Origin of the sequence: Bradyrhizobium sp. ORS 278 (assembly GCF_000026145.1) — a bacterium.
Lineage (GTDB): Bacteria > Pseudomonadota > Alphaproteobacteria > Rhizobiales > Xanthobacteraceae > Bradyrhizobium.
The window spans coordinates 739,094-763,834 of sequence record NC_009445.1 but is presented as its reverse complement, the minus strand read 5'-3'; the positions used below and the strand labels follow the sequence as shown (position 1 = coordinate 763,834).

The 24,741-nt window shown below is 67.2% G+C and carries 25 protein-coding genes; 13 read left to right on the top strand and 12 right to left on the bottom strand.

Features of this window, described 5'->3' with window-relative positions; all coding sequences use genetic code 11:
• Positions 1 to 193: 193 nt before the first annotated feature.
• The 4 genes from mepA to BRADO_RS35975 all read left to right on the top strand — a co-directional run bounded on the left by mepA (position 194) and on the right by BRADO_RS35975 (position 2,421).
• Positions 194 to 1,135 carry a penicillin-insensitive murein endopeptidase gene (mepA, locus tag BRADO_RS03410; RefSeq protein ID WP_011923913.1) on the top strand — a complete coding sequence of 314 codons (942 nt, stop codon included), beginning with the start codon at positions 194 to 196 and terminating at the stop codon, positions 1,133 to 1,135.
• Between the two features lie 168 nt (positions 1,136 to 1,303).
• Positions 1,304 to 1,819 carry a hypothetical protein gene (locus tag BRADO_RS03405; protein ID WP_041756059.1) on the top strand — a complete coding sequence of 172 codons (516 nt, stop codon included), beginning with the start codon at positions 1,304 to 1,306 and terminating at the stop codon, positions 1,817 to 1,819.
• A gap of 70 nt (positions 1,820 to 1,889) precedes the next feature.
• A complete protein-coding gene (locus BRADO_RS03400) occupies positions 1,890 to 2,108 on the top strand; it encodes a hypothetical protein (RefSeq protein WP_011923911.1) in 219 nt (72 codons plus the stop codon).
• A gap of 124 nt (positions 2,109 to 2,232) precedes the next feature.
• Positions 2,233 to 2,421 (top strand): type II toxin-antitoxin system RelE/ParE family toxin, encoded by a 189-nt coding sequence (locus tag BRADO_RS35975; RefSeq protein ID WP_011923910.1) that lies wholly within the window; start codon positions 2,233 to 2,235, stop codon positions 2,419 to 2,421.
• A 16-nt stretch (positions 2,422 to 2,437) separates the two neighbouring features.
• Here BRADO_RS35975 and BRADO_RS03390 read toward each other — a convergent pair whose 3' ends face one another.
• Positions 2,438 to 4,231: a potassium/proton antiporter gene (locus BRADO_RS03390; RefSeq protein WP_011923909.1), complete on the bottom strand. Its 1,794-nt coding sequence runs from the start codon at positions 4,229 to 4,231 to the stop codon at positions 2,438 to 2,440.
• 209 nt (positions 4,232 to 4,440) lie between these two features.
• Here BRADO_RS03390 and BRADO_RS03385 point away from each other — a divergent pair, with 209 nt between their 5' ends.
• The 3 genes from BRADO_RS03385 (at position 4,441) to BRADO_RS03375 (ending at position 7,800) form a co-directional block, all read left to right on the top strand.
• Complete coding sequence (locus tag BRADO_RS03385) at positions 4,441 to 5,769, top strand: mechanosensitive ion channel family protein (RefSeq protein ID WP_011923908.1); 1,329 nt, start codon at positions 4,441 to 4,443, stop codon at positions 5,767 to 5,769.
• Positions 5,770 to 6,078: 309 nt separating this feature from the next.
• Positions 6,079 to 6,903, top strand: coding sequence for a type I methionyl aminopeptidase (map, locus tag BRADO_RS03380; RefSeq protein WP_009027481.1), 825 nt, complete (start codon positions 6,079 to 6,081; stop codon positions 6,901 to 6,903).
• A 93-nt stretch (positions 6,904 to 6,996) separates the two neighbouring features.
• Positions 6,997 to 7,800 (top strand): intradiol ring-cleavage dioxygenase, encoded by an 804-nt coding sequence (locus BRADO_RS03375; protein WP_011923907.1) that lies wholly within the window; start codon positions 6,997 to 6,999, stop codon positions 7,798 to 7,800.
• On the opposite strand, the gene BRADO_RS03370 is transcribed toward BRADO_RS03375, so the two are convergent.
• Together BRADO_RS03370 and mddA are read right to left on the bottom strand one after the other, a co-directional pair.
• Positions 7,801 to 8,991, bottom strand: coding sequence for an MFS transporter (locus BRADO_RS03370; protein ID WP_011923906.1), 1,191 nt, complete (start codon positions 8,989 to 8,991; stop codon positions 7,801 to 7,803).
• A 203-nt stretch (positions 8,992 to 9,194) separates the two neighbouring features.
• Complete coding sequence (gene mddA, locus BRADO_RS03365) at positions 9,195 to 9,977, bottom strand: methanethiol S-methyltransferase (RefSeq protein WP_011923905.1); 783 nt, start codon at positions 9,975 to 9,977, stop codon at positions 9,195 to 9,197.
• Between the two features lie 141 nt (positions 9,978 to 10,118).
• Here mddA and BRADO_RS03360 point away from each other — a divergent pair, with 141 nt between their 5' ends.
• The 3 genes from BRADO_RS03360 to radC all read left to right on the top strand — a co-directional run bounded on the left by BRADO_RS03360 (position 10,119) and on the right by radC (position 13,044).
• On the top strand, positions 10,119 to 11,735 hold the full coding sequence (locus tag BRADO_RS03360) for an alpha/beta fold hydrolase (protein WP_083794818.1): 1,617 nt from the start codon (positions 10,119 to 10,121) through the stop codon (positions 11,733 to 11,735).
• The gene (locus tag BRADO_RS03355) at positions 11,725 to 12,264 is read left to right on the top strand and encodes an MAPEG family protein (RefSeq protein ID WP_011923903.1); all 540 of its coding nucleotides are present in this window, start codon (positions 11,725 to 11,727) and stop codon (positions 12,262 to 12,264) included. The genes BRADO_RS03360 and BRADO_RS03355 overlap by 11 nt, the downstream gene beginning before the upstream one ends.
• A 66-nt stretch (positions 12,265 to 12,330) precedes the next feature.
• Positions 12,331 to 13,044, top strand: coding sequence for a DNA repair protein RadC (radC, locus tag BRADO_RS03350; RefSeq protein ID WP_011923902.1), 714 nt, complete (start codon positions 12,331 to 12,333; stop codon positions 13,042 to 13,044).
• Between the two features lie 45 nt (positions 13,045 to 13,089).
• On the opposite strand, the gene BRADO_RS35970 is transcribed toward radC, so the two are convergent.
• The gene (locus BRADO_RS35970) at positions 13,090 to 13,815 is read right to left on the bottom strand and encodes a Crp/Fnr family transcriptional regulator (RefSeq protein ID WP_041756058.1); all 726 of its coding nucleotides are present in this window, start codon (positions 13,813 to 13,815) and stop codon (positions 13,090 to 13,092) included.
• Positions 13,816 to 14,042: 227 nt separating this feature from the next.
• Between BRADO_RS35970 and BRADO_RS03340 the strand changes: the two genes are divergently transcribed.
• Positions 14,043 to 14,756 (top strand): hypothetical protein, encoded by a 714-nt coding sequence (locus BRADO_RS03340; RefSeq protein WP_041756057.1) that lies wholly within the window; start codon positions 14,043 to 14,045, stop codon positions 14,754 to 14,756.
• A 10-nt stretch (positions 14,757 to 14,766) separates the two neighbouring features.
• On the opposite strand, the gene BRADO_RS03335 is transcribed toward BRADO_RS03340, so the two are convergent.
• Complete coding sequence (locus BRADO_RS03335; RefSeq protein WP_011923899.1) at positions 14,767 to 15,627, bottom strand: DMT family transporter; 861 nt, start codon at positions 15,625 to 15,627, stop codon at positions 14,767 to 14,769.
• 105 nt (positions 15,628 to 15,732) lie between these two features.
• Here BRADO_RS03335 and BRADO_RS03330 point away from each other — a divergent pair, with 105 nt between their 5' ends.
• Entirely contained in the window at positions 15,733 to 17,181 is a 1,449-nt protein-coding gene (locus BRADO_RS03330) for a PLP-dependent aminotransferase family protein (protein ID WP_011923898.1), read from the top strand.
• A gap of 10 nt (positions 17,182 to 17,191) precedes the next feature.
• On the opposite strand, the gene BRADO_RS03325 is transcribed toward BRADO_RS03330, so the two are convergent.
• From BRADO_RS03325 to BRADO_RS03295, 7 genes are all read right to left on the bottom strand, one after another.
• Positions 17,192 to 17,521, bottom strand: a complete 330-nt coding sequence (locus BRADO_RS03325; protein ID WP_011923897.1) for a hypothetical protein — start codon at positions 17,519 to 17,521, stop codon at positions 17,192 to 17,194.
• A 103-nt stretch (positions 17,522 to 17,624) separates the two neighbouring features.
• A complete protein-coding gene (locus tag BRADO_RS03320; protein ID WP_011923896.1) occupies positions 17,625 to 19,271 on the bottom strand; it encodes a PAS-domain containing protein in 1,647 nt (548 codons plus the stop codon).
• Between the two features lie 136 nt (positions 19,272 to 19,407).
• Positions 19,408 to 20,007 carry an AprI/Inh family metalloprotease inhibitor gene (locus BRADO_RS03315; RefSeq protein WP_011923895.1) on the bottom strand — a complete coding sequence of 200 codons (600 nt, stop codon included), beginning with the start codon at positions 20,005 to 20,007 and terminating at the stop codon, positions 19,408 to 19,410.
• 89 nt (positions 20,008 to 20,096) lie between these two features.
• Positions 20,097 to 21,080: a 2-hydroxyacid dehydrogenase gene (locus tag BRADO_RS03310; RefSeq protein ID WP_011923894.1), complete on the bottom strand. Its 984-nt coding sequence runs from the start codon at positions 21,078 to 21,080 to the stop codon at positions 20,097 to 20,099.
• Positions 21,080 to 21,886: an ABC transporter permease gene (locus BRADO_RS03305; RefSeq protein ID WP_011923893.1), complete on the bottom strand. Its 807-nt coding sequence runs from the start codon at positions 21,884 to 21,886 to the stop codon at positions 21,080 to 21,082. Before BRADO_RS03305 ends, BRADO_RS03310 begins: the two co-directional genes overlap by 1 nt.
• A gap of 5 nt (positions 21,887 to 21,891) precedes the next feature.
• Complete coding sequence (locus tag BRADO_RS03300; protein WP_011923892.1) at positions 21,892 to 22,692, bottom strand: ABC transporter ATP-binding protein; 801 nt, start codon at positions 22,690 to 22,692, stop codon at positions 21,892 to 21,894.
• 25 nt (positions 22,693 to 22,717) lie between these two features.
• A complete protein-coding gene (locus tag BRADO_RS03295; RefSeq protein ID WP_041756056.1) occupies positions 22,718 to 23,749 on the bottom strand; it encodes an ABC transporter substrate-binding protein in 1,032 nt (343 codons plus the stop codon).
• Positions 23,750 to 23,828: 79 nt separating this feature from the next.
• On the opposite strand from BRADO_RS03295, the gene BRADO_RS03290 reads away from it, so the two are divergent.
• Positions 23,829 to 24,656 (top strand): creatininase family protein, encoded by an 828-nt coding sequence (locus BRADO_RS03290; protein WP_011923890.1) that lies wholly within the window; start codon positions 23,829 to 23,831, stop codon positions 24,654 to 24,656.
• Positions 24,657 to 24,741 lie beyond the last annotated feature (85 nt).

Below are 24,741 nucleotides of genomic sequence, written 5' to 3'. Positions count from 1 at the left end.
TTCGGTAAGCTCGGTCCGCTGGCTGCTACAAACATGACACGCATTCCGTGTATTTACGGAGCGATGACGTTCATCTGTCGCACGACATCGTGCATTTGATCGGTGTTGGGCGGGTTCCACCAATCCGCACGCAGGGTTACTCGCTGCTTAAGATCGTCCTCCTTTGCACGCGTACAACGGCTAGACTGGTGTCATGCACGTCCGCCTGATTCTGATCGCCGTCATGAGTTCGGCCCTCGTCGCCGCCATGGCACCGGCGCATGCGCAGGACAAAGGGAGCGTCGAGCCGCAGGCCCTGCCGCCGTTGGCCCATCCGGATGCTCCCGACACCCCGGCCAAGGAGTTGTTCGCTCGCCGGGTCCTGCCCTCGGCGCAGCCGACCAAGGTCATCGGCACCTATAACCGCGGTTGCATCGCCGGCGCCGAGCGGATGCCGATCAATGGCGACGACTGGCAGGTGATGCGGCTGTCCAGGAACCGCAATTTCGGCCATCCGCTGCTGATCGCGCTGCTCAAGCGACTCGCCGCCCGGGCGCACAAGGACGCCGGCTGGCCCGGCATCCTGGTCGGCGACATCGGCCAGCCGCGCGGCGGACCGGCGCTGAGCGGTCATGCCAGCCACCAGATCGGGCTCGACGCAGACATCTGGCTGACGCCGATGCCCGAGCACCGGCTGTCACGCAACGAGCGCGAGGACATGTCGGCCGTGATGATGGTCCGGCCCGACCGCCTCGACGTCGACCCGCGCGTGTTTACGCCGGGACATCTCGCCGTGATCCGCGCCGCGGCCAGGGAGCCGTCGGTGCAACGCATCTTCGTCAACGCCGCGATCAAGAAGGCGCTGTGCCGCGACGCCAAGGGCGATCGCGGCTGGCTGACGAAGGTGCGGCCGTGGTGGGGTCATGACTACCACTTCCACATCCGCATGATGTGTCCGCCCGGCAATCCCGATTGTCACGGCCAGACCGACCAGGAGGGCGGCGACGGCTGCGGCGACCTCGACTACTGGTTCTCCGACGCGGTGCTGCATCCGCCGCCGCCGAAGGAGCCGCCGAAGCCGCCGCAGCCGATCACCATGGCGCAGCTGCCACCGGCCTGCCGCGCGGTACTGCACGCGCCGGATGCCAAGAATTGAGGCGCAAGCTCTGACGCGATCGCGTTTCGCGGCGGCGCCGACATGCGCTAGGATGTCCGGGCTCGCGCCGTAAGCGCGGCACTCGAACGGGATGACGGTCCCACTCTTTCAGACAACGATCCTGGGCGCGGCGCATTGCGCTGGGCTGTCCACTCCTCTGAGTCCGTCATGACCCTGATCCGCCGCGCTGCCACCGCCCTGCTCCTGAGCCTTGCCGCCAGCGCCACCTGCCGCGCCGCCGAGCCGAGCGGCTGCGACAAGTTCAAATGGGACATCGCGCGCGAGCGCGCGGCGTTGACCGCAGCCGATCGCCAGAATCTGGAGTCGGGCGCCGAGATCGCGGCGCTGCCGGCGACGGGCGTGTTGCTCACGCTGCGCCCGCTCGCCGATGCCAGGCTGCCGGCCACCCCGGAGCGCGCGCCGAAGGACGGCAGCTTCGCCGGCTTCACGCGGACGACCACCGCTCCCAAGCCGGGCATCTACACTGTGAGCCTGTCGGCCGCCGCCTGGATCGACGTCATGCAGGATGGCAAGACCCTCAAGCCGGTCGCCTTCAGCGGCGCCACCGATTGCGACGGCATCCGCAAGACCGTGAAGTACGAGCTCGGCGCGCAGCCGTTCGTGCTGCAGATCAGCGGCGCACCGGAGGCGGCGATCTCGGTCGCGATCCTGCCGGCGGAATGAGCCTTGCGAGTAACCCTCAGGTCGCAATTGACGGGTGCGCGTTTGCCGGAGATTTGCTATGATCTCGCCCATGATCAAGGCACTCGAATACGCAATCTCCGCACTCGAGCAGCTACCGGCGGCGGATCAGGAGCAAATCAGCCGCGAGCTGATTGCGCATGTTCAGAAGCTTCAGTCGCTTCGTAACATGCTTGACCAAGGCGTGGAGTCTCTCGATGCCGGCCAGGGTCAGACGCTGGATATCGAAGAGTTGATCAAGCGGAAAAACGCTGGACATGTCCGCGGGTGAACGTGCAGCGCTGTGGTCACCGGAAGCCATCAGCGATCTCGATCGTCTTTGGGAGTATCTAGCGGACACCGCCGGACCAGCAATCGCCGACCGAATTCTTCGTGATGTGTAGCGCGCCGTCACGGTGCTGATCGAGTTCCCACATGCGGGTCGGTCTCGCAGCGAGTTGCGACCAGGTCTTCGTTCGATACCCGTCGGCGCCCAGGTCGTGTTCTACCGCGTCGCAAAGGAAGGGCCGCAGATCGTCCGTGTCATCGACGCGCGGCAGGACATCGTCGCAATCTTTGCAGACGTAGATCCAAAAGCGAATTAGCTCGAGACTGCAGTCTTCACACCCCTACCACCGTCGCCCACACATCCGCGAGCTTGCGTCTCACCTGCTCCTTGCGTGTCAGCACCGGCTGCGGCTCCTCGTCCTCGGGCAGGCGCAGGCCGACGACGTTGACGCGGCCGCCGGAGATCGAGCGGGCGACCAGCACGATGGTGTCGAGCGCGACGGTGGAGCCTTCCTTCGGCGCGTTGTCGAGATGGATGTCGAAGTAATCCGCCAAGGTCAGCTTGTCCTCGCCCTCGCCGAGCTTGACGCCGTAGATGCCGGCGACTTCGTCGAGCGTGTGCTCGGCCGACACCATGAAGTCGCCGAGCAGATGCGGATCGGGCGACGACGACGGCGGCATGTCGACGAAGAAGCGGTCGAGCGACTCGGCCTTTTCAGGCGGCGCCAGCAGATAGAGGTAATCCCCCGGCGCGATCGGCTCGGCCTCGTTAGGCGACAGGATCTGCTGGTTGCGGATCACCAGCGTCGGCTTGGACCATGACGGGATCAGGCCCCGGCGATAGTACAGACTCTTGGAGCGGACCGAGTAGCCGACCAGCTGCTGCTCGAGCTGGCCGGGCAGATCGAGCTCGACGCGGCGGGGCCCGCGGTCGGTGCGCGGCAGCGCCACGTGCAGCTTGCGGGCGGCGACGCCGAGCGTCCAGCCCTGCGCCAGCAGTGAGATGATGACGACGACGAAGGCGACGTCGAAATAGAGATAGGCCTTGGACAATCCGACCAGCATCGGGATCGACGCCAGGAAGATCGCCACCGCGCCGCGCAGGCCGGTCCAGGCGATGAACGCCTTCTCCCGCCAGTTGAACCGGAACGGATGCAGGCAGAGAAACACCGCGGCGGGGCGCGCGACCAGCATCAGCACCAGCGCCACCGCAATCGCCGGCAGGAGGCTGTCGAGCAGCCGCTGCGGCGACACGAGCAGCCCGAGCAGCACGAACATCACGATCTGCGCAAGCCAGGTGGCGGCGTCGAGAAAGGCGACCACCGAATTATGTGCGCGCGTCGGCCGGTTGCCGATGATGATGCCGGCGAGATAGACGGCGAGGAAGCCGGAGCCATGCGCGATCTGCGCCGCGCCGAAGATGACGAGCGCCGCCGTCGTGACGAAGGGCGCGTGCAGGCCCTGCGGCAGCGCGACCTTGTTGAGACCGATCACCACGAGACGGCCGCCGACGATGCCGAACAGGGCGCCGAGCACGGCCTCCCGCACCAGCTCGAACAGGAAATGGCCGATGCTGCCGTGGCCGACCGAGATCAGCTCGACCAGCATCAGGGTCAGGAACACCGCGAACGGATCATTGCTGCCGGATTCCGCTTCCAGCGTCGCGCCGACGCGCGGCCGCAGGCGCAGGCCCTGCGCATGCACCAGCAGAAACACGGCGGCCGCGTCTGTCGAGGCGATGACGGCGCCGACCAGCATCGCCTCGGTCCAGTCGAGGTCGAGCGCGTATTTCGCCACCGGCGCGGTGATGAACGCCGTCAACAGCACGCCGATGGTGGCGAGCACCATCGACGGCGCCAGCACGGTGCGGATGCTCTGAAAGCGCGTGCGCAGGCCGCCGTCGAACAGAATCAGCGCCAGAGCGACCGAGCCGACCAGATAGGTGGTGCGGACGTCCTGAAATTCGATATGACCAGGGCCGGAATCACCCGCCAGCATGCCGATCACCAGGAACACCAGCAGCAGCGGCGCGCCGAAGCGCAGCGCCAGCAGGCTGGACAGGATCCCAGCCATGACCAGGACCGCGCCAAGGAGAATGGCAATGCTGACGGCGTCGAGGGATGTCATGAAAAAACGTTGATGGATCCGAGTTTTACATCCTTATCGTCGCCACACTTGCACGCCAACCGGATTTGCTCATATCGCGGCGATATGCCCATTTTTCCACCCTTGCCCGTGTTCGGGGTATATTTCGCGGCAAAACCACATCACGAAAACGCGCTAAATCCGACGCGTCGGTCAGCCCCGCGCCCCTGTTCCTCGCCGAGACCCCTCTGATGGACCTCGATCTACTCGATTTGAAAGACGTTCTCGAATTCCTCCAGACTGTTGCCCGATCGATCGGCGCCGAGGTCACCTCACCCTGGTTCTATCTTCAGCTCGGATTGGTGCTGAGCGGCGCCGGGATCGCGTTCGCGGCGAGCGCCGCGGTGCGCGCGCGTATCGACGTGACCTCGCTGGCGATGGGCTGGCCGGGTCCGCTGCGGCAGCTGCTGCGCGTGCTGCTGGAGAGCGTCACCACCGTCGTGTTCGTCATCCTGATGCGGATCGCGCGCACCGGCATGGTGCTGTGGACCTGGCCGAGCCGCTCCTATCTGCTCGCGGTTGCGCTCAAGCTGGCGCTGGCCTGGCTTGTCATCCGGCTGATCACCTCTGTGATCCGCAGCACCTTCATCGTGCAGATCGTGTCGATCTCGGCCTGGCTGGTGGCGGCGCTCAGCATCATCGGCCAGCTCGACAACGTCGTCGACGCGCTCGACTCTGTCTCGGTCGTGCTCGGCGGGCTCAGGTTGACGCCGCTGCTGGTCATCAAGCTTGGCGTGCTGCTGTTGGCCGTGCTCTGGCTGACCAACATCGCCAGCAATTTCGTCGAGAGCCGGATCACGCGCTCGACCGACCTGACGCCGTCGATCCAGGTGCTGCTGATCAAGATGGTCCGGATGGGCCTGATGATCCTCGGCGTGGCGATCGCAATCAGCGCGGTCGGCATCAACCTCTCGGCGCTCGCCATCTTCTCCGGCGCCGCCGGTGTCGGTATCGGTCTGGGCTTGCAACGCATTGTCGCCAACTTCGTCGCCGGCATCATCCTGCTCGCCGACAAGTCGGTGAAGCCCGGCGACCTCGTCACCATCGGCGACAGCTCGGGACGAATCAGCGCGATGAACACGCGCTACATCTCGGTCGCCGCCGGCGACGGCCGCGAGTTCCTGATCCCGAACGAGGACCTCGTCACGCAGAAGGTCACCAACTGGACCTACACCGACAAGAACACGCTGGTGAAGGTCAATTTCGGCACCAACTACGACGCCGATCCCCGGATCGTCGTCAAGCTCGCCACCGACATCGCGGCCGAGATGCCCCGCACGCTGAAGTCCAAGGCGCCGAACTGCCTGCTGACCGAGTTCACCGAGGCCGGCATGAAGTTCTCGCTGACCTGCTGGATCGCCGACCCCAGCTACATGGACAGCGTCAAGAGCGAGGTGATGCTGGCGCTGTGGGATGCTTTCAAGCGCGAAGGCATTCGCGTCCCTTATCCGGTGCGCGAACTGCGCGTGCGCGGCGGCGCATTGCCGGTCGAAACCACCGTCGAGGTTCCGACGGCCTGAGGACGCCGACTTTTCCCTATCCCCCGTGGCATCGGCTCACTCCTCAAGCGTTTGAGTTCATCAAGCCGCTCCGCATTCCGCGACGCCCTATCCCCCCGCTTGCGGGGGAGAGTTGGAGAGGGGGCGCCACATGCACTGCCGCCGGAGTGGCCCCCTCCCTAGCCCTCCCCCGCAAGCGGGGGCGAGAATCGACCGTGCATGCGGCGCCAGCCACGGCCCGACCCGCCGTGCAGACCCGGCTTGCACCGGGGGGCAGGATCATTAAATTAGGCGATCACCTCACGACATGTCCGAGAACGAACCAGGTCCATGAGCTATATCGAAGCCACCGACACCGCTGCGCGCAAGAACGGCCAGATCAAGCTGCACGGTCCGAGCGGGTTCGCCGGCATGCGCAAGGCCGGCGCGCTGGTGTCGAAGTGCCTCGATGCGCTCACCGACATCGTCAAGCCGGGCGTGCCGACCTCGCGGATTGACGACGTCGTGCGCGACTTCGCCTTCAGCCATGGCGCCTATCCGGCAACCTTGATGTATCGCGGCTACCGCTACTCGACCTGCACCTCGATCAATCACGTGGTCTGTCACGGCATGCCGAACGACCGGCCGCTGAAGGAAGGCGACATCATCAATGTCGACGTCACCTTCATCGTCGACGGCTGGTATGGCGATTCGAGCCGGATGTATGCGATCGGGCCGATCTCGCGCAAGGCCGAGCGGCTGATCGAGGTGACCTATGAATCGATGATGCGCGGCATCGCCGCGGTGAAGCCCGGCGCAACCACGGGCGATATCGGCCACGCCATCCAGAGCTTCGTCGAGCCGCAGGGCATGAGCGTGGTGCGCGACTTCTGCGGCCATGGCCTCGGCCGGCTGTTCCACGACGAGCCGAACATCATCCATGTCGGCCGTCCCGGCGAGGGCGTGCTGCTGAAGCCCGGCATGTTCTTTACCATCGAGCCGATGATCAATCTCGGCAAGCCGCACGTGAAGATCCTGTCCGATGGCTGGACCGCGGTCACCCGCGACCGCTCGCTGTCGGCGCAGTTCGAGCATTCGGTCGGCGTCACCAATGACGGGGTCGAGATCTTCACCCTGTCCGAGCGCCATGGCGAGAAGCCGCTGACGCAGGTGTGAGCGCGTGCAGCGCCGCGCGGCCGCACGGCGTCCGATTGTTGCCATTCGCGGCTGCTCGACTGCCTCCATCGCGCATGATCGCTGGAGGCTTCCGTGACGATTGCAACACGCCGTGGCGTTCTCGGCCTGCTCTCCGCGAGCGCGGCGCTGCTGTCACCATCGGCACGCGCGGCGTCGGAAACGCCCGCTCCGGCCGCTGGCGCAGAAGATGCCTGCATCCTCACGCCGCAGTCCGAATCCGGTCCCTATTATCTCGACCCCAAGCTCGTGCGCGCTGATATCACCGAGGGCCGCCCCGGCGTGCCGCTCGGCTTGCGCCTGCGCGTGATCGAGGCCGGCGCCTGTACGCCGATCTCTGGCGCGCGGGTCGACATCTGGCATTGTGACGCGCGTGGCGTCTATTCCGGCTATCCGGGCCAGGGCGATAATCACAAGCTCGACCAGAGCGGCAAGACCTATCTGCGCGGCACGCAGATGGCGGATGCCGCGGGATGGGCGGGCTTCAACACCATCTATCCAGGCTGGTATGCCGGCCGCGCCACCCACATTCATTTCAGAGTGTTCGTCGACGACGCCACCGTGCTGACGGGACAGACCTTCTTCCCTGAGGCGCTCAACGAGTTCATCTACACCAGCGTCCCGGACTACACGGGACGGCCGAAGCAGCGGCTGGTGATCAACGCCAATGACCGCGTCGCCACCGATGCCGATCCCGATCATCGCGCCTACTGCGCTATCAAGGAGGAGCGTGACCGTTATCTCGCGACGCTCACCCTGGCGGTGCGCCGCGAGGCGGCGAAGCCGGTCGAGATGCCCACCGGCAGGCTGCCGCCGGCGCCCTGGATCAAGGACCGCTTGGCGGCGCTGGTGCCCGGGCTGAAGCGCAGCCCGTTCTGATCAGTCGCGCTCGGTGAACTGATAGGCCAGGGCGGCGAGCGGCAGCGCGGTGCCGAGCGCGGCGGCGAGCGTCCAGCCGCCATGCGCGTAGACATAGGCGCCGAGGCCGGAGCCTGCGGCGCCGGCGACGAAGAACGTCGTCATGTAGAGGCCGTTGAGCCGGCTGCGCTGATGGGCGCCGAGCACGAACAGCACGCGATAGCCGAGGATCAGGCTGAGCTGCGCGCCGCAATCGATGGCGATCGCCGCGATGACCAGCAGGCTCAGCGACCAGCTGGTTCCGAGCGGCGCCAGCAGTGTCACGGCAAAGCCGGTCGCGCAGAGCAGCATCGACGCGATCGTCGCCGGCCGCGTCCAGCCGCGATCGGCGATGCGGCCGGCCACCGGCGCCATGATCGCACCGGCAACACCGGCGAGCGCAAACAGCGCGATGCCGGTCTGCGACAAGCGGAAGTCGGGCCCCGCGAGCAGCAGCGGCGAGGTGGTCCAGAACACGCTGAAGCAGCTGAACAGGGCCGCCTGGTACAGCGCGCGGCGGCGCAGCGCCGGGGTGTCGCGATAGAGCTGCACCATCGAGCCGAGCAGTTGGCCATAGCTCAGCCGCGCCTGCGGCTCGCGCGGTGGCAGCGCCACGCGCAGCACGACGGCGAGCGTCAGCATGGCCACCGCCGAGGCCGCGTAGATCAGGTGCCAGGAGGCATGCGCCGCGACGAAGCTCGCCAGCGGCCGCGCCAGCATGATGCCGAGCATCAGCCCTGTCGTGACGTTGCCGACGGTGCGGCCGCGGATCGCCTCCGGCGCCATGTGCCCGGCATAGGGGATCAAAATCTGCACCGCGACCGAGCCGAAGCCGATCAGCAGCGCCGACAGCAGAAAGGTCGAAGGCACAGTCGAAAGCGCCGCGCAGGCCAGCGCCGCGGCACCGACGATGATGGTCGCGATGACCAGCTTGCGGTTCTCGATGAGGTCGCCGAGCGGGACGACCAGCAAGAGACCGGCGCCGTAGCCGATCTGGCTCATCGTCACCAGCAATCCGGCGAGTTGCGGATTGAGGCCGAGATCGGCGCTGATCGGGCCGATCAGCGGCTGCGCATAATAGATGTTGGCGACGATCAGCCCGCAGGAGAAGGCGAGCAGCAAGGTGATCCAGGACGACAGCGAGTCGCCGGAATCGGACGTGATGGTGGTCAAGGCAGGCGTCTCCAGGCGGGACGGTCAATCAGTGCAACACGGCGTAGGCGCCGTGAAGCCCAGATTTTGCATCGCAGCATTCAAGCTGCACATGGGTCCTGAAGCTCCGTTTCGCCCGTTCACATCTGCGTGGGGACAAGGGCGGGCAGACCCCGGCGGAGATGGGCCCGGAGCCTGCCCGCGCCTCGACAGCTTAGATGCGGTCAGCGGATCCGCTCCGCTTCGGCCCCGGCGTCCGCGCTTCGCCGCCCACCGACGAGGCGCGGCAGCAGCATGGGAACCTGCTGGCGATAGTGCTCATAGATCTCGCCGAACTCGGCGACGAGATCGCGTTCCTCGAGGCGCGAGCCGATCAGGATGTAGCCGGTGCTGAGCGCCGCGAACAGGAGATGGCCAACGCTCATCTCCGGCGTGGCCCAGAAGGCGAGCAGGAAGCCGAGCATCAGCGGATGCCGGACCAGGCGGTACAGCAGCGGCGTCCTGAACGTCTGCCCCGGCACCGGCGTGCCACGCAGCGCGAAGAAGCCCTGGCGCAACCCGAACAGACCGAAATGATCGATCATGTAGGTCGAGCTCAGCGCGACCAGCCAGCCGAGCCATTGGATGCCGGTGAGGACCTGGCCTGCCAGACCATCGACGCGCCAGATCGGCGTCGCAATCGGCCGCCACTGCCACAGCAGGAGCAACAGGACCAGGCTCGACAGCAGCACATAGGTGCTGCGCTCGGTTGCGGCGGGGATGAGGGTCGTCCACCAGCGCTTGAACGCCGGCCGCGCCATCACGCTGTGCTGAAGCGCGAACAATGCGAGCAGCAGCACGTCGACGACGATGGACTCGGCGAGCGGCCCGGCGGCGCCGCCGCTGTCGATCGTTTTGGCGGCAAGCTGGCCATAATTGCCGATGAAACCGAGCGCCCAGGCAAACGACACAAGAAAAAGTGCGTAGCTGGCAATGGCATAGATCATGATGAGGAGACGTGCGAACATGGAAGCTCTCCGGTTGCGCGGCTGGCCGCGCCATGAGTGCGGCGGGAGCGATCCCGAGCGCGTGCCGCGATCGAGCCTCAGTGCTATCAGGCGACCGTCCCCTGAGCGTCCCCCGACGCCATGAAAGCAGGTCTCGTCACGATGCCGCGGTACAGCATCCGCACCTTGGGCTTTCCGGAGATCCTCCGGGACCGCGAGCCGTGCCCGCTGTCGCTCCGCAAGGGATTGGCGCTGCTGGTGTACCTCGGCGAGGCGAGGGCCGCCGTCGCGCGCGACATCGTCGCCACGATGTTCTGGCCCGAGTGTTCCGAGGACGTGGCGCGTGCGAGGTTGCGACGGTTGCTGCATCGGATCCAGCTCGTGCTCGGCGATGGTTGCTTGATCGTGGACCGTGCGACGATCCGCTGGTCTTCGGCGATCGGGCTGGAGGTCGATTCCCAGCAGTTCGAAGCCGCCTGCGATCGCGGCGAATTCGCCCGCGCATGCGGCCTCTACACCGGTGATTTCCTCGATGGCTTCACGCCCGGCGACTGCCCGTCCTTCGACGAATGGGCGTTCTTCCGCCGCGAGGCGCTGCGCGGCCGCGTGGTGCAGGCGCTGGAGCGGGTGGTGCAGGACGCGAGCGCGACCGGCGACCATGCCGCGGCCGTCAGCCACGCCCGGCGTCTCGTCGCGCTCGATCCGCTCAGCGAGGTCTATGGCCGCGCGCTGATCCGCAGCTTGCTGCTCGCGGGCGACCGCGCCGGCGCGGAGCGTCATCTGGCGGTCCTGACCAAGTGCCTTCACGACGAACTCGGCGTAACGCCGGAAGCAGACACATTGGCGCTGATCAAGCAAGGCACCGCGATGCGGGACGGTGCCGCGCCGCCGACGCGTTATGTCGGCAAGGACGGTATCCATCTCGCCTATCAGACCTATGGCCACGGTCCGGTCGACATTCTGCTGCTGCCCGGCTTCGTCTCCCATGTCGAGCGTGTCTGGGAGGAGCCGCGCTGCCGGGCGCTGCTGTCCTCGCTCGCTGGCATGGGCCGCCTGATCCTGTTCGATCGCCGCGGTGTCGGACTGTCCGACCGGGTCGGCTTCAGCCCCGACCTGCACGCCACCGCGCAGGACATCGCCACCGTGCTCGATGCCGTCGGCAGCCGGCGCACCGTGCTGCTCGGCGCCTCCGAGGGCGGGCCCGCCTGCATCGCGTTTGCCGCCGCCCACCCCGCGCGGGTCGCCGGGCTGATCCTGTTCGCCTCGCTGGCCAAGGGCAGCGCGACACCGGACTATCCGCACGCGCTGCAGGCCAGCCAGTACGGGATGTGGCTGCAGCAGCTCGTCGCCGGATGGGGCGGCCCCGCCGGGATCGAGACCTTCGCACCTAGCCTGGCCGGCGATCCCCAGGCTCGTGCCTGGTGGGCGGGGCTGCTGCGCGCCGCCTCAAGCCCCGGCGCGATCAGGGGCCTGATCGAGGCCTTGAGGGACACGGACGTGCGGCATCTGCTCGGACAGGTGACGGCGCCGACGCTGGTGCTGCACCGTCGCAAGGACCGCGCCGTGCTGATCGGGGCTGGACGGCATCTCGCCGGCAACATCCCGGGCGCCAAATTCGTCGAGCTCGACGGTGCCGATCACTGGATCTTCGCCGGCGACCAGCAGCCGGTGCTCGCGGCTATCGCTGCTTTCCTCGATCGCCTCCCGGCGCGACGCCCCGAGCGAGCGAGATCAATGGAGACGCTCTCGTCAGGAGATCGCGATCACGATGGCCGATGACACCGCGTTTCGTCACGAGCAGCGCCAGGTCGCGACCGGCATGGCCGCGGCCGCGCTGACGGGCCTCGTCGCCATCGGCGTCGCCTTAGGGCAAAGCGGGGGCTCGGCGCAGCCGATCGCCGAGCGGCTTGCCGTGGCGTTGCGTCTCGATCTGTTCGTGATCGTCTGGCTGCTCGCCTCGATCGGCAACGTCGCCCGCCTCCGCTTCTTCTCGCGCCAGGACATCGCCGGCGCAGCGACGACCGTCGCCAGCGAGGCCGTCCGCCGCGGCAACGCCATCCTGCAGAATACGCTGGAGCAGGCGGCGCTCGCGATCGCGGTGCATCTCGGCCTCGCGGCGTCGCTGCACGATCCCGTACCGCTGCTCACCACGCTGGTGGTGCTGTTCGGCCTCGGACGCCTGCTGTTCTGGCTCAGCTATGCCAAGGGGGCGGCGGGCCGCGCCTTCGGCTTCGCGCTGACCTTCTCTCCCACGGCGTTCGCGCTGGTGATCGGTCTGCTGCTGGTGCTGACGGGACGCGCGACCTGACCGACAATGCGCGGATGCCGGCACTTCGAGGTTGCAAAAACAATACGCCGCGGCATGCTGGCGCCGATGCCGGACAAAGCCCTCCCCCCCGATGACAGGCCGACCGAGACGCCGCATTACCACGGCCATCGGCAGCGCCTGCGCGAGCGCTTTCACAGCGCCGGCCCGGATGCGCTCAACGACTACGAGCTCCTGGAGATGGCGCTGTTTCCGGCCTTGCCGCGACGCGACGTCAAGCCGCTGGCCAAGGCGCTGATCAAGACGTTCGGGTCGTTCGCCGACGTCATTCACGCGCCGGAGCAGCGCCTGCGCGAGTTCGACGGCATCGGCGACGCGTCGATCACGCAGCTGAAGCTGATCGCAGCGGCCGCGCACCGGATCGCCAAGGGCGAGGTCCGGCAGAAGCATGCGCTGGCGTCGTGGCAGGAGGTGATCTCCTATTGCCGGACCAGCATGGCATTCGCCGACAAGGAGCAGTTCAGGCTGCTGTTTCTCGACAAACGCAACCAGCTGATCGCCGACGAGGTGCAGCAGACCGGCACCGTGGATCACACCCCGGTGTATCCGCGCGAGGTGATCAAGCGCGCGCTGGAATTATCTGCCACCGCGATCATCCTGGTGCACAATCACCCGTCCGGCGATCCGACGCCGTCGCAGGCCGACATCCGCATGACCAAGACAATCGTGGAGATCGCAAAGCCGCTCGGCATCACCGTGCACGACCACATCATCGTCGGCCGGAACGGGCACACGAGCCTGAAGAGCAACGGCCTGATGTGATCAAACGGAGCAGCCGCGTGATTCCACTCGGCAGAAAGCCGTGCGTCAACCGCGCGCGGCGGTGCGGTCGCAGCCCGGCAGATCCTGAAACGTGACCGCGCCATCGGCGACGTTCATCAAGCCGGTCTCGCGCAGCTGTGCCAGCACGCGGCTGACGTGAACCGTGGTGAGCCCGACCGCATCGGCAATATGCTGCTGGCGGAGCGGGAAGGAATAGCGACGGCCTTCGGCCAGCCCTTCCGGACTGAGCCTCTTCAGGGTGTCGATCACCAGGAAGGCGATCCGGCCCTGGGCTGAACGCCGCGCCAGCGTGGCCGCCAGATCGTACGCATCACGCATCTCCTCGATCAGCCGGTCGAGCACCAGCGACATCATTGGTGGCGTCGCCAGACATCTGTCACGCAGGTCACGCGCCGAGTAGCTGCAGAGCCGGACGTCCGTCAGCGCCTTCACCGGCGTCTCGAGCCGCGGCGCGGACTGTCCCGAGAAGGCCGCCTCCGCGGACACGACCTGGCTCGGCAGAACGATCCTGACGATGGAGCGGCGCCCGTCCGGAAGCATGCGATAGCGGAACGCCCAGCCGCTGCACAGGATCAGCGCTCGCGCGGTCGAACGCTCATTGTTCGGAATCGGCTGACCGGCTGCAATCGTGAAGAACCGTTGATCCAGCCCGGCTCGATCGGCTGCAGCGCCGGGCGACGCGACGATGGCCTCGCAGAGCCCTGCTGCAGGGCATGAGGGGCACCTGCGCGCCTGCTCCGGGAGCGTCATTCGACCGACCTTTCGTCCCCGGCGCACGACCTCGCCGCCGGGATTTATTAGTCGAAGACTCTCATGCAGCCCCACGTCGATCAATAACATGGATCAAGCCTATCTGCTCAACCTCACGACGGCGCGATCTCTTTCGTGAGTTGGCGTTCCGAGCGCGTCATCGCGCAGGCTTGAACCGACAGGCCCGCTTGCATCACCAAGCCTGGTGAACAGCAGCGGGATTGGACATGCGCGCCGCCCTTATCGGACTTGTCTTCGGCATTGTGGCGACAATGGACGCGTCCGCCTACGACGCCTATGACCCGGCCAATTGCAACGGCATCGGCTGGGACGATGCGCGGCCGCTGGCGGTTGCCGAAATCAGCGCGTCGCCGCGGGTTAACTTCGTCAAGAGCCCCTATGACGACGACTTCAAGGCTGCTGCCTGCCCCGCGATAGGCGATACATGCCGGAAGAAGAGCTACCTGGTCAGCGGCGACCTCGTGCTGGTCGGCAAGACCCGTGGCGAGTTCACCTGCGTCAGCTACCAGTCGCCCCACGCTCGGACACAGACCTGGACCTCCGGCTGGCTGCCGCGGACGGCTTTGGCGCCGGTCACGCCGATGGCCCGGCCTGCGCTCGCGGACTGGACCGGCAGCTGGGTGCATCCGGGCGGCGGGCTCGCGATCACCAGCGCCGGTGGCGGCCGGCTCAGGATCGAAGGCGACCAGGTGGTGCCGGCGGGACGCGATCTGAACAACGGCTCGCTCGCTGCGACGGCCCAGCCGGAGGGCGGGCTGATCGCCTTCGTCGACGATGGCACGACGCCGTTCGAGCGGCCGAGCGCCGGAGACGAATGCCGCGTGCGTCTGCAGCGGGTCGGCGCGCTTCTGCTGGTCGAGGACAACGCCGGATGCGGCGGTGCGGGCGTCAGCTTCACCGGCCTCTATCGTCGCAAATAGCCGGCGCGGCTTACGCCCACCGGCGCGCCATCGCCACGCAGAGCACGACGAGTCCGGCCGCGCCGAGCATCGGGGCGGACACCGGCTCGTGCAGCAGCAGGCTTGCGAAGGCGAGGCCGAGAAACGGCTGCAGCAGCTGCAGCTGTCCGACGCTCGCCGTGCCGCCGCGCGACAGGCCGCGGTACCAGAAGGCGAACCCGATGAACATGCTGAAGACGGAGACATAGGCGAGACCAAGCCAGGCCGCGGCGCTGATCGGCTGCGCGGAGATCGGCCATGTCATTAGCGCCAGCGGCAGCATGATGGGCGCCGACAGCAGCAGCGCCCATGAGATCACCTGCCAGCCGCCGAGCCTGCGCGTCAGCACGGCGCCTTCGGCATAGCCGAGTCCGCAGACGATGATCGCGGCGATCATCGCGAGGTCTCCGGTGAGCGACGCGGCGCCGCCCTGGGACAGCGCGAAGCCGGAGACCGAAGCCGCGCCAAGACATGCGAACAGCCAGAACAGCGGCCGCGGCCGCTCGCCGCCGCGCGGCACGCCGAACGACGCCGTCGAGAGCGGCAGCAGGCCGATGAAGACGATTGCATGCGCCGAGGTCACGTGCTGCAGCGCCAGGGCCGTGAGCAGCGGAAAGCCGATGACGACGCCGAGCGCGACGGTCGCGAGCGACAACAGTTCGCGCCGTCCCGGGATGCGCTGGCGGAACCAGGCGAGACAGAGCGCGGCAATCCCCGCGGCCAGCGTCGCACGCGCGCCGGTCAGGAACAGCGGCGCGAAGCCCTCGAGCGCGGCCCGCGTCGCCGGCAGCGAGCCGCTGAAGATCGTCATGCCGATGGCGCCGCTGCCCCAGCCGTCGATCGATGCCTTCATGCTCAGCCCTCCTTGGACAGCCCTGCTTAGCCGAAGGCGCCTTGCTGCGGCAGCCACGGATCGATACAATTCTGCCAAACTGTATTGATCTGTGGGGCAGTACACTTGGGACTCGCGGTCTCAGATCCGCGCCCGGCGGGCGCCAGGACGACGGCGGTGGTCGAGGCCATCAGGCAGCGGCTGAAGACGCGCGCGCTCGCGCCCGGCCAGCGCCTGCCGTCGATCCGGGCGTTCGCTGCAACGATGGGTGTCGCACCGGCCACTGTCGTCGAGGCCTACGACCGGCTTGCGGCCGAAGGCCTCATTCGCGCCCGGCGCGGCTCGGGGTTCTATGTCGCCGAGACTGCCCTGCCGCCGCTCGCGCTCGCCGGGGCCGAGCCGCGCCGGCCGCGCGCGGTCGACCCGTTCTGGGTGTCGCGGCAGTCGCTCGACGCCACGGCGACGACGCTGACGCCCGGTTGCGGCTGGCTGCCGCCGGACTGGATGCCGCAGGACGCACTCCGCCGCGCGGTCCGCGCACTGGCGCGCAGTGGCGGTCCTGAGCTCACCCATTACGGCGCCGCGCGCGGATCAATGACGCTGCGCCGCGTGCTGCAGGGCCGCCTCGGCGGCATCGGGGTCGAAGCCTCGAGCGAGCAGCTCATGCTGACGTCGTCGGGCACCCAGGCGATCGACCTGATCTGCCGCATGCTGCTGCGGCCCGGCGAGACGGTCGTGGTCGACGATCCCTGCTATTTCAATTTCCTGGCGCTGCTGCGCGCGCATCAGGCGCGGATCGTCAGCGTGCCGATGACACCGAGCGGCCCGGATGTCGCGCAGTTCGAGGCGGTGCTCGCGACCGAGCGGCCGCGGCTCTACATCACCAATTCGGGCCTGCACAATCCGACCGGCGCGACCCTGTCGCTGCAGACGGCGCACCGGCTGCTCAACGCCGCGACCACGCATGATACGATCATCATCGAGGACGACATCTACGGCGACTTCGAGCCGGAGCCGTCGCCGCGGCTCGCCGCGCTCGACGGGTTGCAGCGCGTGATCCTGATCGGCAGCTTCTCCAAGACGCTGTCGGCGTCGATCCGCTGCGGCTATATCGCAGGCCGCGCCGACTGGATCGAGCCGCTGATCGACCTGCAGATCGCCACCGGCTTCGGCGGACCCGGACAGTTCGCGGCAGAGGCGCTGGCGCAGGTTTTGACCGGCGGCAGCTACCGCAAGCATGTCGAGGAGTTGCGCGCGCGGCTCGCGCGGGTGCGGCCACGCGTTGCCGCACGGCTGCATCGCCTCGGCATGACGCCATGGCTGATGCCACGCGGCGGCTTTCATCTGTGGTGCAAGCTGCCGGAGGGATGCACGGCCATCGCGGTCGCGGAGGCGGCCCTGGATGAGGATGTGGTGCTGGCGCCCGGCGACGTGTTCAGCGCGGCGCAATCAGCGGCCGGGATGATGCGCTTCAACGTCGCGCATTGCGACGATCAACGGGTGATGGCTGCTCTGGAGCGCGCGATCCAGCATGAGGCCGCAACTGTCGCGCGGCCGGTTCAACGCCAGCGATGATCGGCAAATCTCAGTAGCAGTAGCGCGGATGGACGCGGACATAGGCGCCGTCGCCACGCTGCAGATAGCAGCCGTTGCGATAGGCGTAGTAGCCGCCGCGACGGCGCTCGCCGTCCGCCGCGATCGCGGCTGCCGTGCCGGCCCCGATCACCGCGCCGATGGCCGCACCACGGCCTCCGCCGATGGCGCCACCGAGGATCGCACCGCCCGCTCCGCCCAGGATCGCACCACCAAGGACGTCCTGCGCGGCCGCCTGATGCAGCGGCGCGACGGTCGCGAGAGTCAGCACCGCAGCCGCACTCACGCGGGTGGCAAGGGAAATCCCCAGACGTCGGGTCATGGACAGGCCTCCGTTCCGGGCACGCTAGTCCGCCCGGATGAGCCCTTCTTGATGCAGATCAAGGCGCGGTCAAGGCGCCGGAATCGCGTAGTCCATGCCGCGATCACGCCGCAGCGCGCTGATCCCTGGTGCGGTCCTCGACGATGCTCAGCAGATATTTCGGCTCGCCCTCGCCGACCGACACCGGCAGGCGGCGGACCACGATATCGCGCCTGCCATTGCCGGGCGTCTCGATGCTGTGCGCCTTCGGTGTCTGGTCGGCCGCCTCGTCGAGATGGTCGCGATCGAAGCTTTCGAGCAGCGCGCCCGTCGGCGCCGGAAACAGCTCGCGCGCGGCGCGGCCGATGATCTCCGACCGCGGCAGGCCGAACAGCGCCTCGGTCGCGCGGTTGACGAACACGTAGCGGAGCGACTGCGCGTCCTTTGCAACGACGGCCTGCGGGATGTTCTCCAGCAGCGCCGCGAGGAAATGTTCCGCCCGCGCCAGCACCCGCTCGTTGCGCCGCTGGGCCGTGAAGTCCTCGTGGGTCGCGACCCAGCCACCGCCGTCCATCGGGCGCTCGGAGATGCGCATGATGCGGCCGTCGGTGAGCTCGACCTCGAAGATCTCCGCCCTGCGCTCCTTCATGCGCTCGCGAAGCGCGGCGAGGAACTCGGACGGCTTTTCGCGCATCAGGCCGAGCTTGGCGCGATGCGCCAGGATCTCACGCATATGCGCGCCGGGCTTTGCGATCGAGGCAGGAACGCCGTAGAGCTTGCGGTACTGGTCGTTGACCATCAGCACATAGCCGAAGCTGTCGAGCATGATCAGGCCCTGCGGCATGTTGGCGACGGCCGCATCCAGCCGCTGCTGGCTGCTGATCGCGCCCTGCTCCAGCCGCTCATGGTCACGCAGGATGTCGGTGTACTGCCGCTCGATCTCGACCTCGTGCTGCTCGAGCTCCTGCAGGCGGAATGCGTTGTTCTGATAGGTCTCGACGGCATGGGCAACGTGCCCGATCTCGTCCTGGCGATGCGCATGCGGGATCTTCAGCTTGATGCGGCCGGCGGCGATGCGATCCGTGACCCGGGCGATGTCGAGCAGCGGCATCAGAACGCCGCGGCGCAGTGCCAGCGCGGCGGCCGCGATCAGCGTGACGATGAGCAGGCCGAGCCCGCCGATAAAGAACGAGGCGAGGCCTCGCTCGTCGACGACATCGCCGAGCTCGCGGGTGCGGTCGGCATAGAGCCGCGACAGACCCTCGAGATCTTCGTTGAGCGCGGTCCGCACCGCGCGGTTCTCGTCATTGTCGCCGAGCTCGCGCGCCGCCGACGAGCCGATCGCGATCGTGCGACGCGCCATCTCGGTGCGGAATGCGACGAACTGATCGATCCGCTTCCTGAACGGGGCGAACAGGGCCGCATCCTCGTCGCCAGTGCGGGCTTCCCATTCCTCGACGACCTTGCTCAGCTGCGCGAGCTTGACGAGCTGCGAATCGGCGTAGCGCCGGGCGACGTTGCGATCCGGCGACATGTAGATGCCCCGAGACTCCATCACCACGGCATAGATCAGCGCATTGATGCGCTCGATATTGCGGGAGGCCTCGGAAAGAGTTTCGAGCCGGTCGTAGAACAGGCGCTGCTCCCGGAGCGCCGACACCGCGCCGAAGGTCGAGAGCATCACGAGGACGGCGAAGGCGGCAGCGGCCGCGCTGATCTTGTCGTTGAGACTGAACGACGGCAGCAAAGGGGTGAACCTGCGCAACAGCATCTGCATGGCTGGCTCCCGGCGTTGGGACAACCATCAGACGCAAAATCCGTAAACAACACGTTCAGATAACATCACCAAGCCGCAACGAAGAATTAACCCAGGTTTCGCAATCGTTAACGCGGCGGGTGCTCAGGCTTCACTGCCGGAGCATGATCAGCGGCGCTGCGCTGTCCGGCACCAGCCGCCACTGCGCATTGTCGTCGGCCTCGAACTTCCAGGTCTCGCCGCGCGCCGACATCAGCATCATCTGGCCGTGCTCGAGCCGCCACTGCGTCGGCGCGAACGCCGCGACCTTCGGATCGCATTTCGGCTTTACGAACACCTGGAAATTGTCATTGCCGGCATCGGTGTTGGTCAGCACCAGGCTGCAGACGGCCGCACCATTGCCGTCGACCATGGCCCAATCGCCGATCATCTGGTCCATCGATTTCGCCAGCGAGCGCGCCGCCGCCAGATTCTGCAGGATGTAGACGCCCTCGCCCTGGCGCAGGCCTTCGAAGATGCCGGCCTCGACCTCGGTGAAATCGATCACCGCCTCGCCATTGGCCGCCTGCAGGCTGACGATGTCGCCGAGCCCCTTCACGTTCCAGCCGGCGATGTCCTTGGTGAACGGCAGCGCGGTGGCGCAGGCAGGCTCCATCTCGAGCTTCATGCCGCGTTGCGCGGCGTCGGGCTTCAGGGTCAGCACGCAGGTCTTGCTGCGCTCGGTGGTCGCGAGCTCCCACTGCCCGATCATCGCCTTCTTCAGGCTTGCCGCGTCCTGCGCAATCGCGGGAATGGCAGCCACTGACGACAGCGCGATCAGCAATGGGAGCAGGCGTGACATCAGCGGCCTTTCGCCGGCGTTTCCGGAACGGGTGTCAGCGGCGGCTTGCCGGCAAACCAGACCTTGAGGTTGTCGACGACCAGCTGATCCATCGCGTTGCGGGTTACGATGGCAGCGGAGCCGATGTGTGGCAGCAGCACGACATTGTCCATCGCCTTGAGCGCGTCCGGCACCGCCGGCTCCTTCTCGAACACGTCGAGGCCGGCGGCAAGGATCGTGCCCGACTGCAGCGCCTCGACCAAGGCCTGCTCGTCGATCACCGAGCCGCGGGCCACGTTGACGACGACGCCGCGCGGTCCCAGCGCCTTGAGCACCTCGGCGTTGACGATTCGGTTGGTGCTGGCGCCGCCGGGCACGATCACCACCAGCGTGTCGACATCCTTCGCCATCTGCAGCAGGTCCGGATAGTGCTTGTTGGCGACGCCGGCGGCGGGATTGCGCGAGTGATAGACCACCGGCACCAGCGAGGCCTCGAGCCGGCGCGCGATCGCCTGGCCGATGCGGCCCATGCCGACCATGCCGACGGTGCGGTCGCGCAGCGAGCCGACGCTGAGCGGATAGGCCTTCGCGCTCCACTCGCCCGCGCGCACGAAGCGGTCGGCCTTGATGAACTCGCGGCAGGTGGCGATCAAGAGACCGAGCGCGACGTCGGCGACCTCTTCCGTCAGCACGTCAGGTGTGTTGGTGACGATGATACCGTGCTGTCCCGCATGGGCGGCGGCGATGTGGTCATAGCCGACGCCGAAGCTGGCGATGATCTCGAGCTTCGGCAGCGAGGCCATGACCGCCGCATCGGTCTTGACGGTGTGGAAGGTGACGGCAACGCCGCGGATGCGGCCCTTCACATCCGCCGGCAGCGCTTCGAGATCGGCCTGCGTCGTCGCATGGTGCACGTTGAAGCTGTCCGGGAACCCCTTCTCCAGGATCGGCCGCAGCGGCCCATAGATCAGAACATCGACCTTGTCAGACGAAGTGGCCGCCATCAGCTATCCTTTCCAAGCGCGCTCTCGTGCCAGCGCCGCAAAACGAGGTGCGAAACTAGCGCCAGCAAGCCATAGATGACAATCCCGGCGACCGACAGCAGCACCAAGGCTGCGAACATGCGGGGGATGTTGAGACGATAGCCGGATTCCGCGATGCGATATGCGAGACCCGAGCCAGCGCCGGCGCTGCCGGCCGCGATCTCGGCGACGACGGCACCGATCAGCGACAGGCCTCCGGCGATGCGCAGGCCGCCGAGAATGTAGGGCAAGGCGGCGGGCAGCTTCAGATAGCGCAAGGTCTGCCAGCGCGAAGCGCCATAGAGCTGGAACAGGCCGGCGAGATTGCGGTCGACCGAGTTGAGGCCAAGCGCGGTGTTGGACAGCACCGGGAAGAAGCCGACGATCCAGGCGCAGGTGACCACCGCGGTCTGCTGCGGCAGATAGATCAGCAGCAGCGGCGCGATCGCGATGACGGGCGTCACCTGCAGCACCACGGCATAGGGAAACAGCGCCCATTCCAGCCAGCGCGACTGGTTGAACAGGAGCGCCAGCGCGATGCCGCCGAGCGCGGCCGCGGTGAAGCCTTCCAGCGTCGTGATCAAGGTCGTCAGCAGCGACTGCGCCAGGATATCCCAGTCGTTGACCAGCGTCTTGAGCACCAGGAGCGGCCCCGGCAGCACATAGGGCTGGATGCCGTTGACGCGCACCACGAGCTCCCACGCGGTCATCGCGGCGATGAAGACCACGGCCGGGAACGCCAGGCTCGCCAGCCGTGCCCCGGAGACGACCGCGCGTCGCTCCCCCACGTTCCTCACAGCGCATGCACTCCGGTATAGGCCGGCGCCAGCGCGTCGGAGACACGGCGGCAATACTCCGCGTAGGCCGGCGAGGCACGGAAGGCATCGTCGCGCGTCGCGGACGCGATGTGAATCTCGGCGCTGAGCCGGCCGGGCCGCGCCGTCATCACCAGCACGCGCTGCGACAGATAGACCGACTCGAACACCGAATGGGTGACGAACAGGACAGTCATGTTCAGGCTGCGCCACAGCGCCAGCAGGTCGTTGTTGAGGCGGAAGCGCGTGATCTCGTCGAGGGCTGCGAACGGCTCGTCCATCAGCAGGATGTCCGGCCGCGTGACCAGCGCCCGCGCCAGCGAGGCCCGCATCTTCATGCCGCCGGATAATTCGCGCGGGAACGCGTCGGCGAAATCGGCGAGCCCGACCTGCGCGAGCGCCGCCTCGATCCGCGGCCGCGCCTCCGATGCCGGCACATGCGCGAGCTTGAGCGGCAGGCCGACATTGTCGCGCACGCTGGTCCAGGGCATCAGCGTGGGCTCCTGAAAAACGAAGCCGATGCGGTGGCCGGGATGCGCCGTGGATGCGGACACCGCGACGTCGAGCGTGCCGCTGCTCGGGTCGGCGAGCCCCGCGATCAGCCGCAGCGCCGTCGACTTGCCGCAGCCGGACGGGCCGAGCAGCGAGACGAACTCGCCCTTGGCGATCGACAGATCGATCGGCCCGAGCGCGGCCACCCCGGAATCGTAGACCTTGGTGACGCCGCGCAGGCGCACCGCGCCGCCGTCGGCGCGCGCGGACGGAGGGACCGAGCTCATCTGCGGGAGGGTGCGCTCACGCGGCCTACTGCTTCGGCCGGAGATCGACGCCGACGCCCTTGTTGACGAAGCGCAGCGTGTAGGACTTGCGATAGTCGATGGTCGGCTTGACGACGCCGGCGCGCACCATCTTGTCGAAGAAGCTGGTGATGCGCTCATCCGTCATCGCGCCGATGCCCTTGGTGACGCTGTCGCCGGAATCGACGATGCCGAATTCCTTCATCTTGGCGACGGAATAGGCCAGCAGATCGTCGGTCATTTCCGGGTTCATCTTCTTGATCAGCGCATTGCCGGCGGAATTGTCGCCATAGATGTAGGTGTACCAGCCGATGATCGAGGCATCGACGAAGCGCTGCACCAGGTCCGGCTTGCTCTCGACCAGGTCACGCCGCGTCTCGATCAGGGTCGAGTAGGTGTTGAAGCCGTTGTCGGCGAGCAGGATCACGCCGGGCTTGAAGCCGGCGGCGCGCTCGACCGCGAACGGCTCGGACGTGACATAGCCTTGCATCGCGCTCTGCGGCGTGGCGATGAAGGGCTGCGGATTGAAGGTGTAGGGACGGACGTTCTTCTCGGAGAAGCCGTATTCCGACTTCAGCCATTGATAGTAGCTGGAGACGCCTTCCTTCGAGACGAACAGGGTCAGCGGCTTCAGCTCCTCGAGCTTGGTGACCTTGGACTCCGGGTGCGTCAGGAACACCTGCGGATCCTTCTGGAACATCGCCGCGATCGACACCACCGGCACGTTGTTGGCGACCGCGTCGAACGCCATCAGCGTGTTGGCGGCCATGAAGAACTCGATCTTGCCGGAAATCAGCAGCATCCGGTTGTTCTCGTTCGGGCCGCCCGGCACGATCGTCACGTCCAGCCCGTAGCGCTTGTAGGTGCCGTCGGCGACCGCCTGGAAGAAGCCGCCATGCTCGGCCTCGGCCACCCAATTGGTGCCGAACGAGACCTTGTCGAGGGTCTGGGCCTGCGCAGCCGCAACCGTCCCGCCCAGGGCCCCGCCGATGACCAGCCATGCCGCCATTAACGTTCGCGACAGAAGCGATTGCCTCATCTCTAGTCTCCCCGATTCTTTCTGGCTGAACATGTTAAGATCGTCTGGTGATAACTACCCTGCCCGACGGACGAAGGAAATGGCCCGCGCGATGACCGTGCCGCCCCGCGATTGGACCGAGATCAGCTGGCCCGACCTGGAAACGCCCGACGCGTCCAGCTGGATTGCGGTGCTGCCGCTCGCCGCCACCGAGCAGCACGGGCCGCATCTGCCTCTTGGCACCGACGTCTACATCGCCGAGGCCTATCTGGCCCGGGTCCGCGCGCTGCTGCCGCCGGCGTTGCCGGTGACGGTCCTGCCGGTGCAGCCGGTCGGCATCTCGACCGAGCACATCGATTTCCCGGGCACGCTGACGGTGCCGACCGAGACCGCGCTGCAGAGCTGGCGCGCGCTCGGCGACAGCGTGGCGCGCGCCGGTCTCCGCAAGCTCGTGATCGTCACCAGCCACGGCGGCAACAGCGCCGCGATGACCCTGGTCGCGCAGGATCTGCGCGCCGCTCACCGCATGCTGGTGGTGACGACATCGTGGTCGCGCTTCGGCGCGCCGGAGGGCCTGTTCAGCGCCGACGAGCTGCGGCACGGCATCCATGGCGGCGCGGTCGAGACATCGATCATGCTGGCCCGCCACCCGCAGCTCGTGCGCGGCAACGCCATCGCCGACTTCGTGTCATCGGCCGTCGCGACGGAGCGGGCGAATCGCGTGCTGTCGACGCAACGGCCGGCGCCGTTCGCGTGGCAGACGCAGGATCTCAATGCGAGCGGCGCGGTCGGCGATGCGACGCAGGCCTCGGCAGAGAAGGGCGAGCGCGTGCTCGACCACGGCGCGGCTGCGTTCTGCGCGCTGCTCGAGGATATCGATAAATTCGACGTGAACACGCTGGCCACAGGGCCGCTGGCAAGCCGCTAAATCCACGGCAAGCCACTGCCCTTCCTTGCGAATTCCGCCATCGCGCACGCCCTGGTCAGGTGATTCGAACCGCTTTCGAAAACGC

Excerpts from the sequence above, each read along its gene's own strand:
- mepA (WP_011923913.1), top strand. The coding sequence starts at position 194 with ATGCACGTCCGCCTGATTCTGATCGCCGTCATGAGTTCGGCCCTCGTC.
- BRADO_RS03405 (WP_041756059.1), top strand. The coding sequence starts at position 1,304 with ATGACCCTGATCCGCCGCGCTGCCACCGCCCTGCTCCTGAGCCTTGCC.
- BRADO_RS03400 (WP_011923911.1), top strand. The coding sequence starts at position 1,890 with ATGATCAAGGCACTCGAATACGCAATCTCCGCACTCGAGCAGCTACCG.
- BRADO_RS03390 (WP_011923909.1), bottom strand. The coding sequence starts at position 4,231 with ATGACATCCCTCGACGCCGTCAGCATTGCCATTCTCCTTGGCGCGGTC.
- BRADO_RS03385 (WP_011923908.1), top strand. The coding sequence starts at position 4,441 with ATGGACCTCGATCTACTCGATTTGAAAGACGTTCTCGAATTCCTCCAG.
- map (WP_009027481.1), top strand. The coding sequence starts at position 6,079 with ATGAGCTATATCGAAGCCACCGACACCGCTGCGCGCAAGAACGGCCAG.
- mddA (WP_011923905.1), bottom strand. The coding sequence starts at position 9,977 with ATGTTCGCACGTCTCCTCATCATGATCTATGCCATTGCCAGCTACGCA.
- BRADO_RS03360 (WP_083794818.1), top strand. The coding sequence starts at position 10,119 with ATGCCGCGGTACAGCATCCGCACCTTGGGCTTTCCGGAGATCCTCCGG.
- BRADO_RS03355 (WP_011923903.1), top strand. The coding sequence starts at position 11,725 with ATGGCCGATGACACCGCGTTTCGTCACGAGCAGCGCCAGGTCGCGACC.
- radC (WP_011923902.1), top strand. The coding sequence starts at position 12,331 with ATGCCGGACAAAGCCCTCCCCCCCGATGACAGGCCGACCGAGACGCCG.
- BRADO_RS35970 (WP_041756058.1), bottom strand. The coding sequence starts at position 13,815 with ATGACGCTCCCGGAGCAGGCGCGCAGGTGCCCCTCATGCCCTGCAGCA.
- BRADO_RS03340 (WP_041756057.1), top strand. The coding sequence starts at position 14,043 with ATGCGCGCCGCCCTTATCGGACTTGTCTTCGGCATTGTGGCGACAATG.
- BRADO_RS03335 (WP_011923899.1), bottom strand. The coding sequence starts at position 15,627 with ATGAAGGCATCGATCGACGGCTGGGGCAGCGGCGCCATCGGCATGACG.
- BRADO_RS03325 (WP_011923897.1), bottom strand. The coding sequence starts at position 17,521 with ATGACCCGACGTCTGGGGATTTCCCTTGCCACCCGCGTGAGTGCGGCT.
- BRADO_RS03320 (WP_011923896.1), bottom strand. The coding sequence starts at position 19,271 with ATGCTGTTGCGCAGGTTCACCCCTTTGCTGCCGTCGTTCAGTCTCAAC.
- BRADO_RS03315 (WP_011923895.1), bottom strand. The coding sequence starts at position 20,007 with ATGATCGGGCAGTGGGAGCTCGCGACCACCGAGCGCAGCAAGACCTGC.
- BRADO_RS03310 (WP_011923894.1), bottom strand. The coding sequence starts at position 21,080 with ATGGCGGCCACTTCGTCTGACAAGGTCGATGTTCTGATCTATGGGCCG.
- BRADO_RS03300 (WP_011923892.1), bottom strand. The coding sequence starts at position 22,692 with ATGAGCTCGGTCCCTCCGTCCGCGCGCGCCGACGGCGGCGCGGTGCGC.
- BRADO_RS03295 (WP_041756056.1), bottom strand. The coding sequence starts at position 23,749 with ATGAGGCAATCGCTTCTGTCGCGAACGTTAATGGCGGCATGGCTGGTC.
- BRADO_RS03290 (WP_011923890.1), top strand. The coding sequence starts at position 23,829 with ATGGCCCGCGCGATGACCGTGCCGCCCCGCGATTGGACCGAGATCAGC.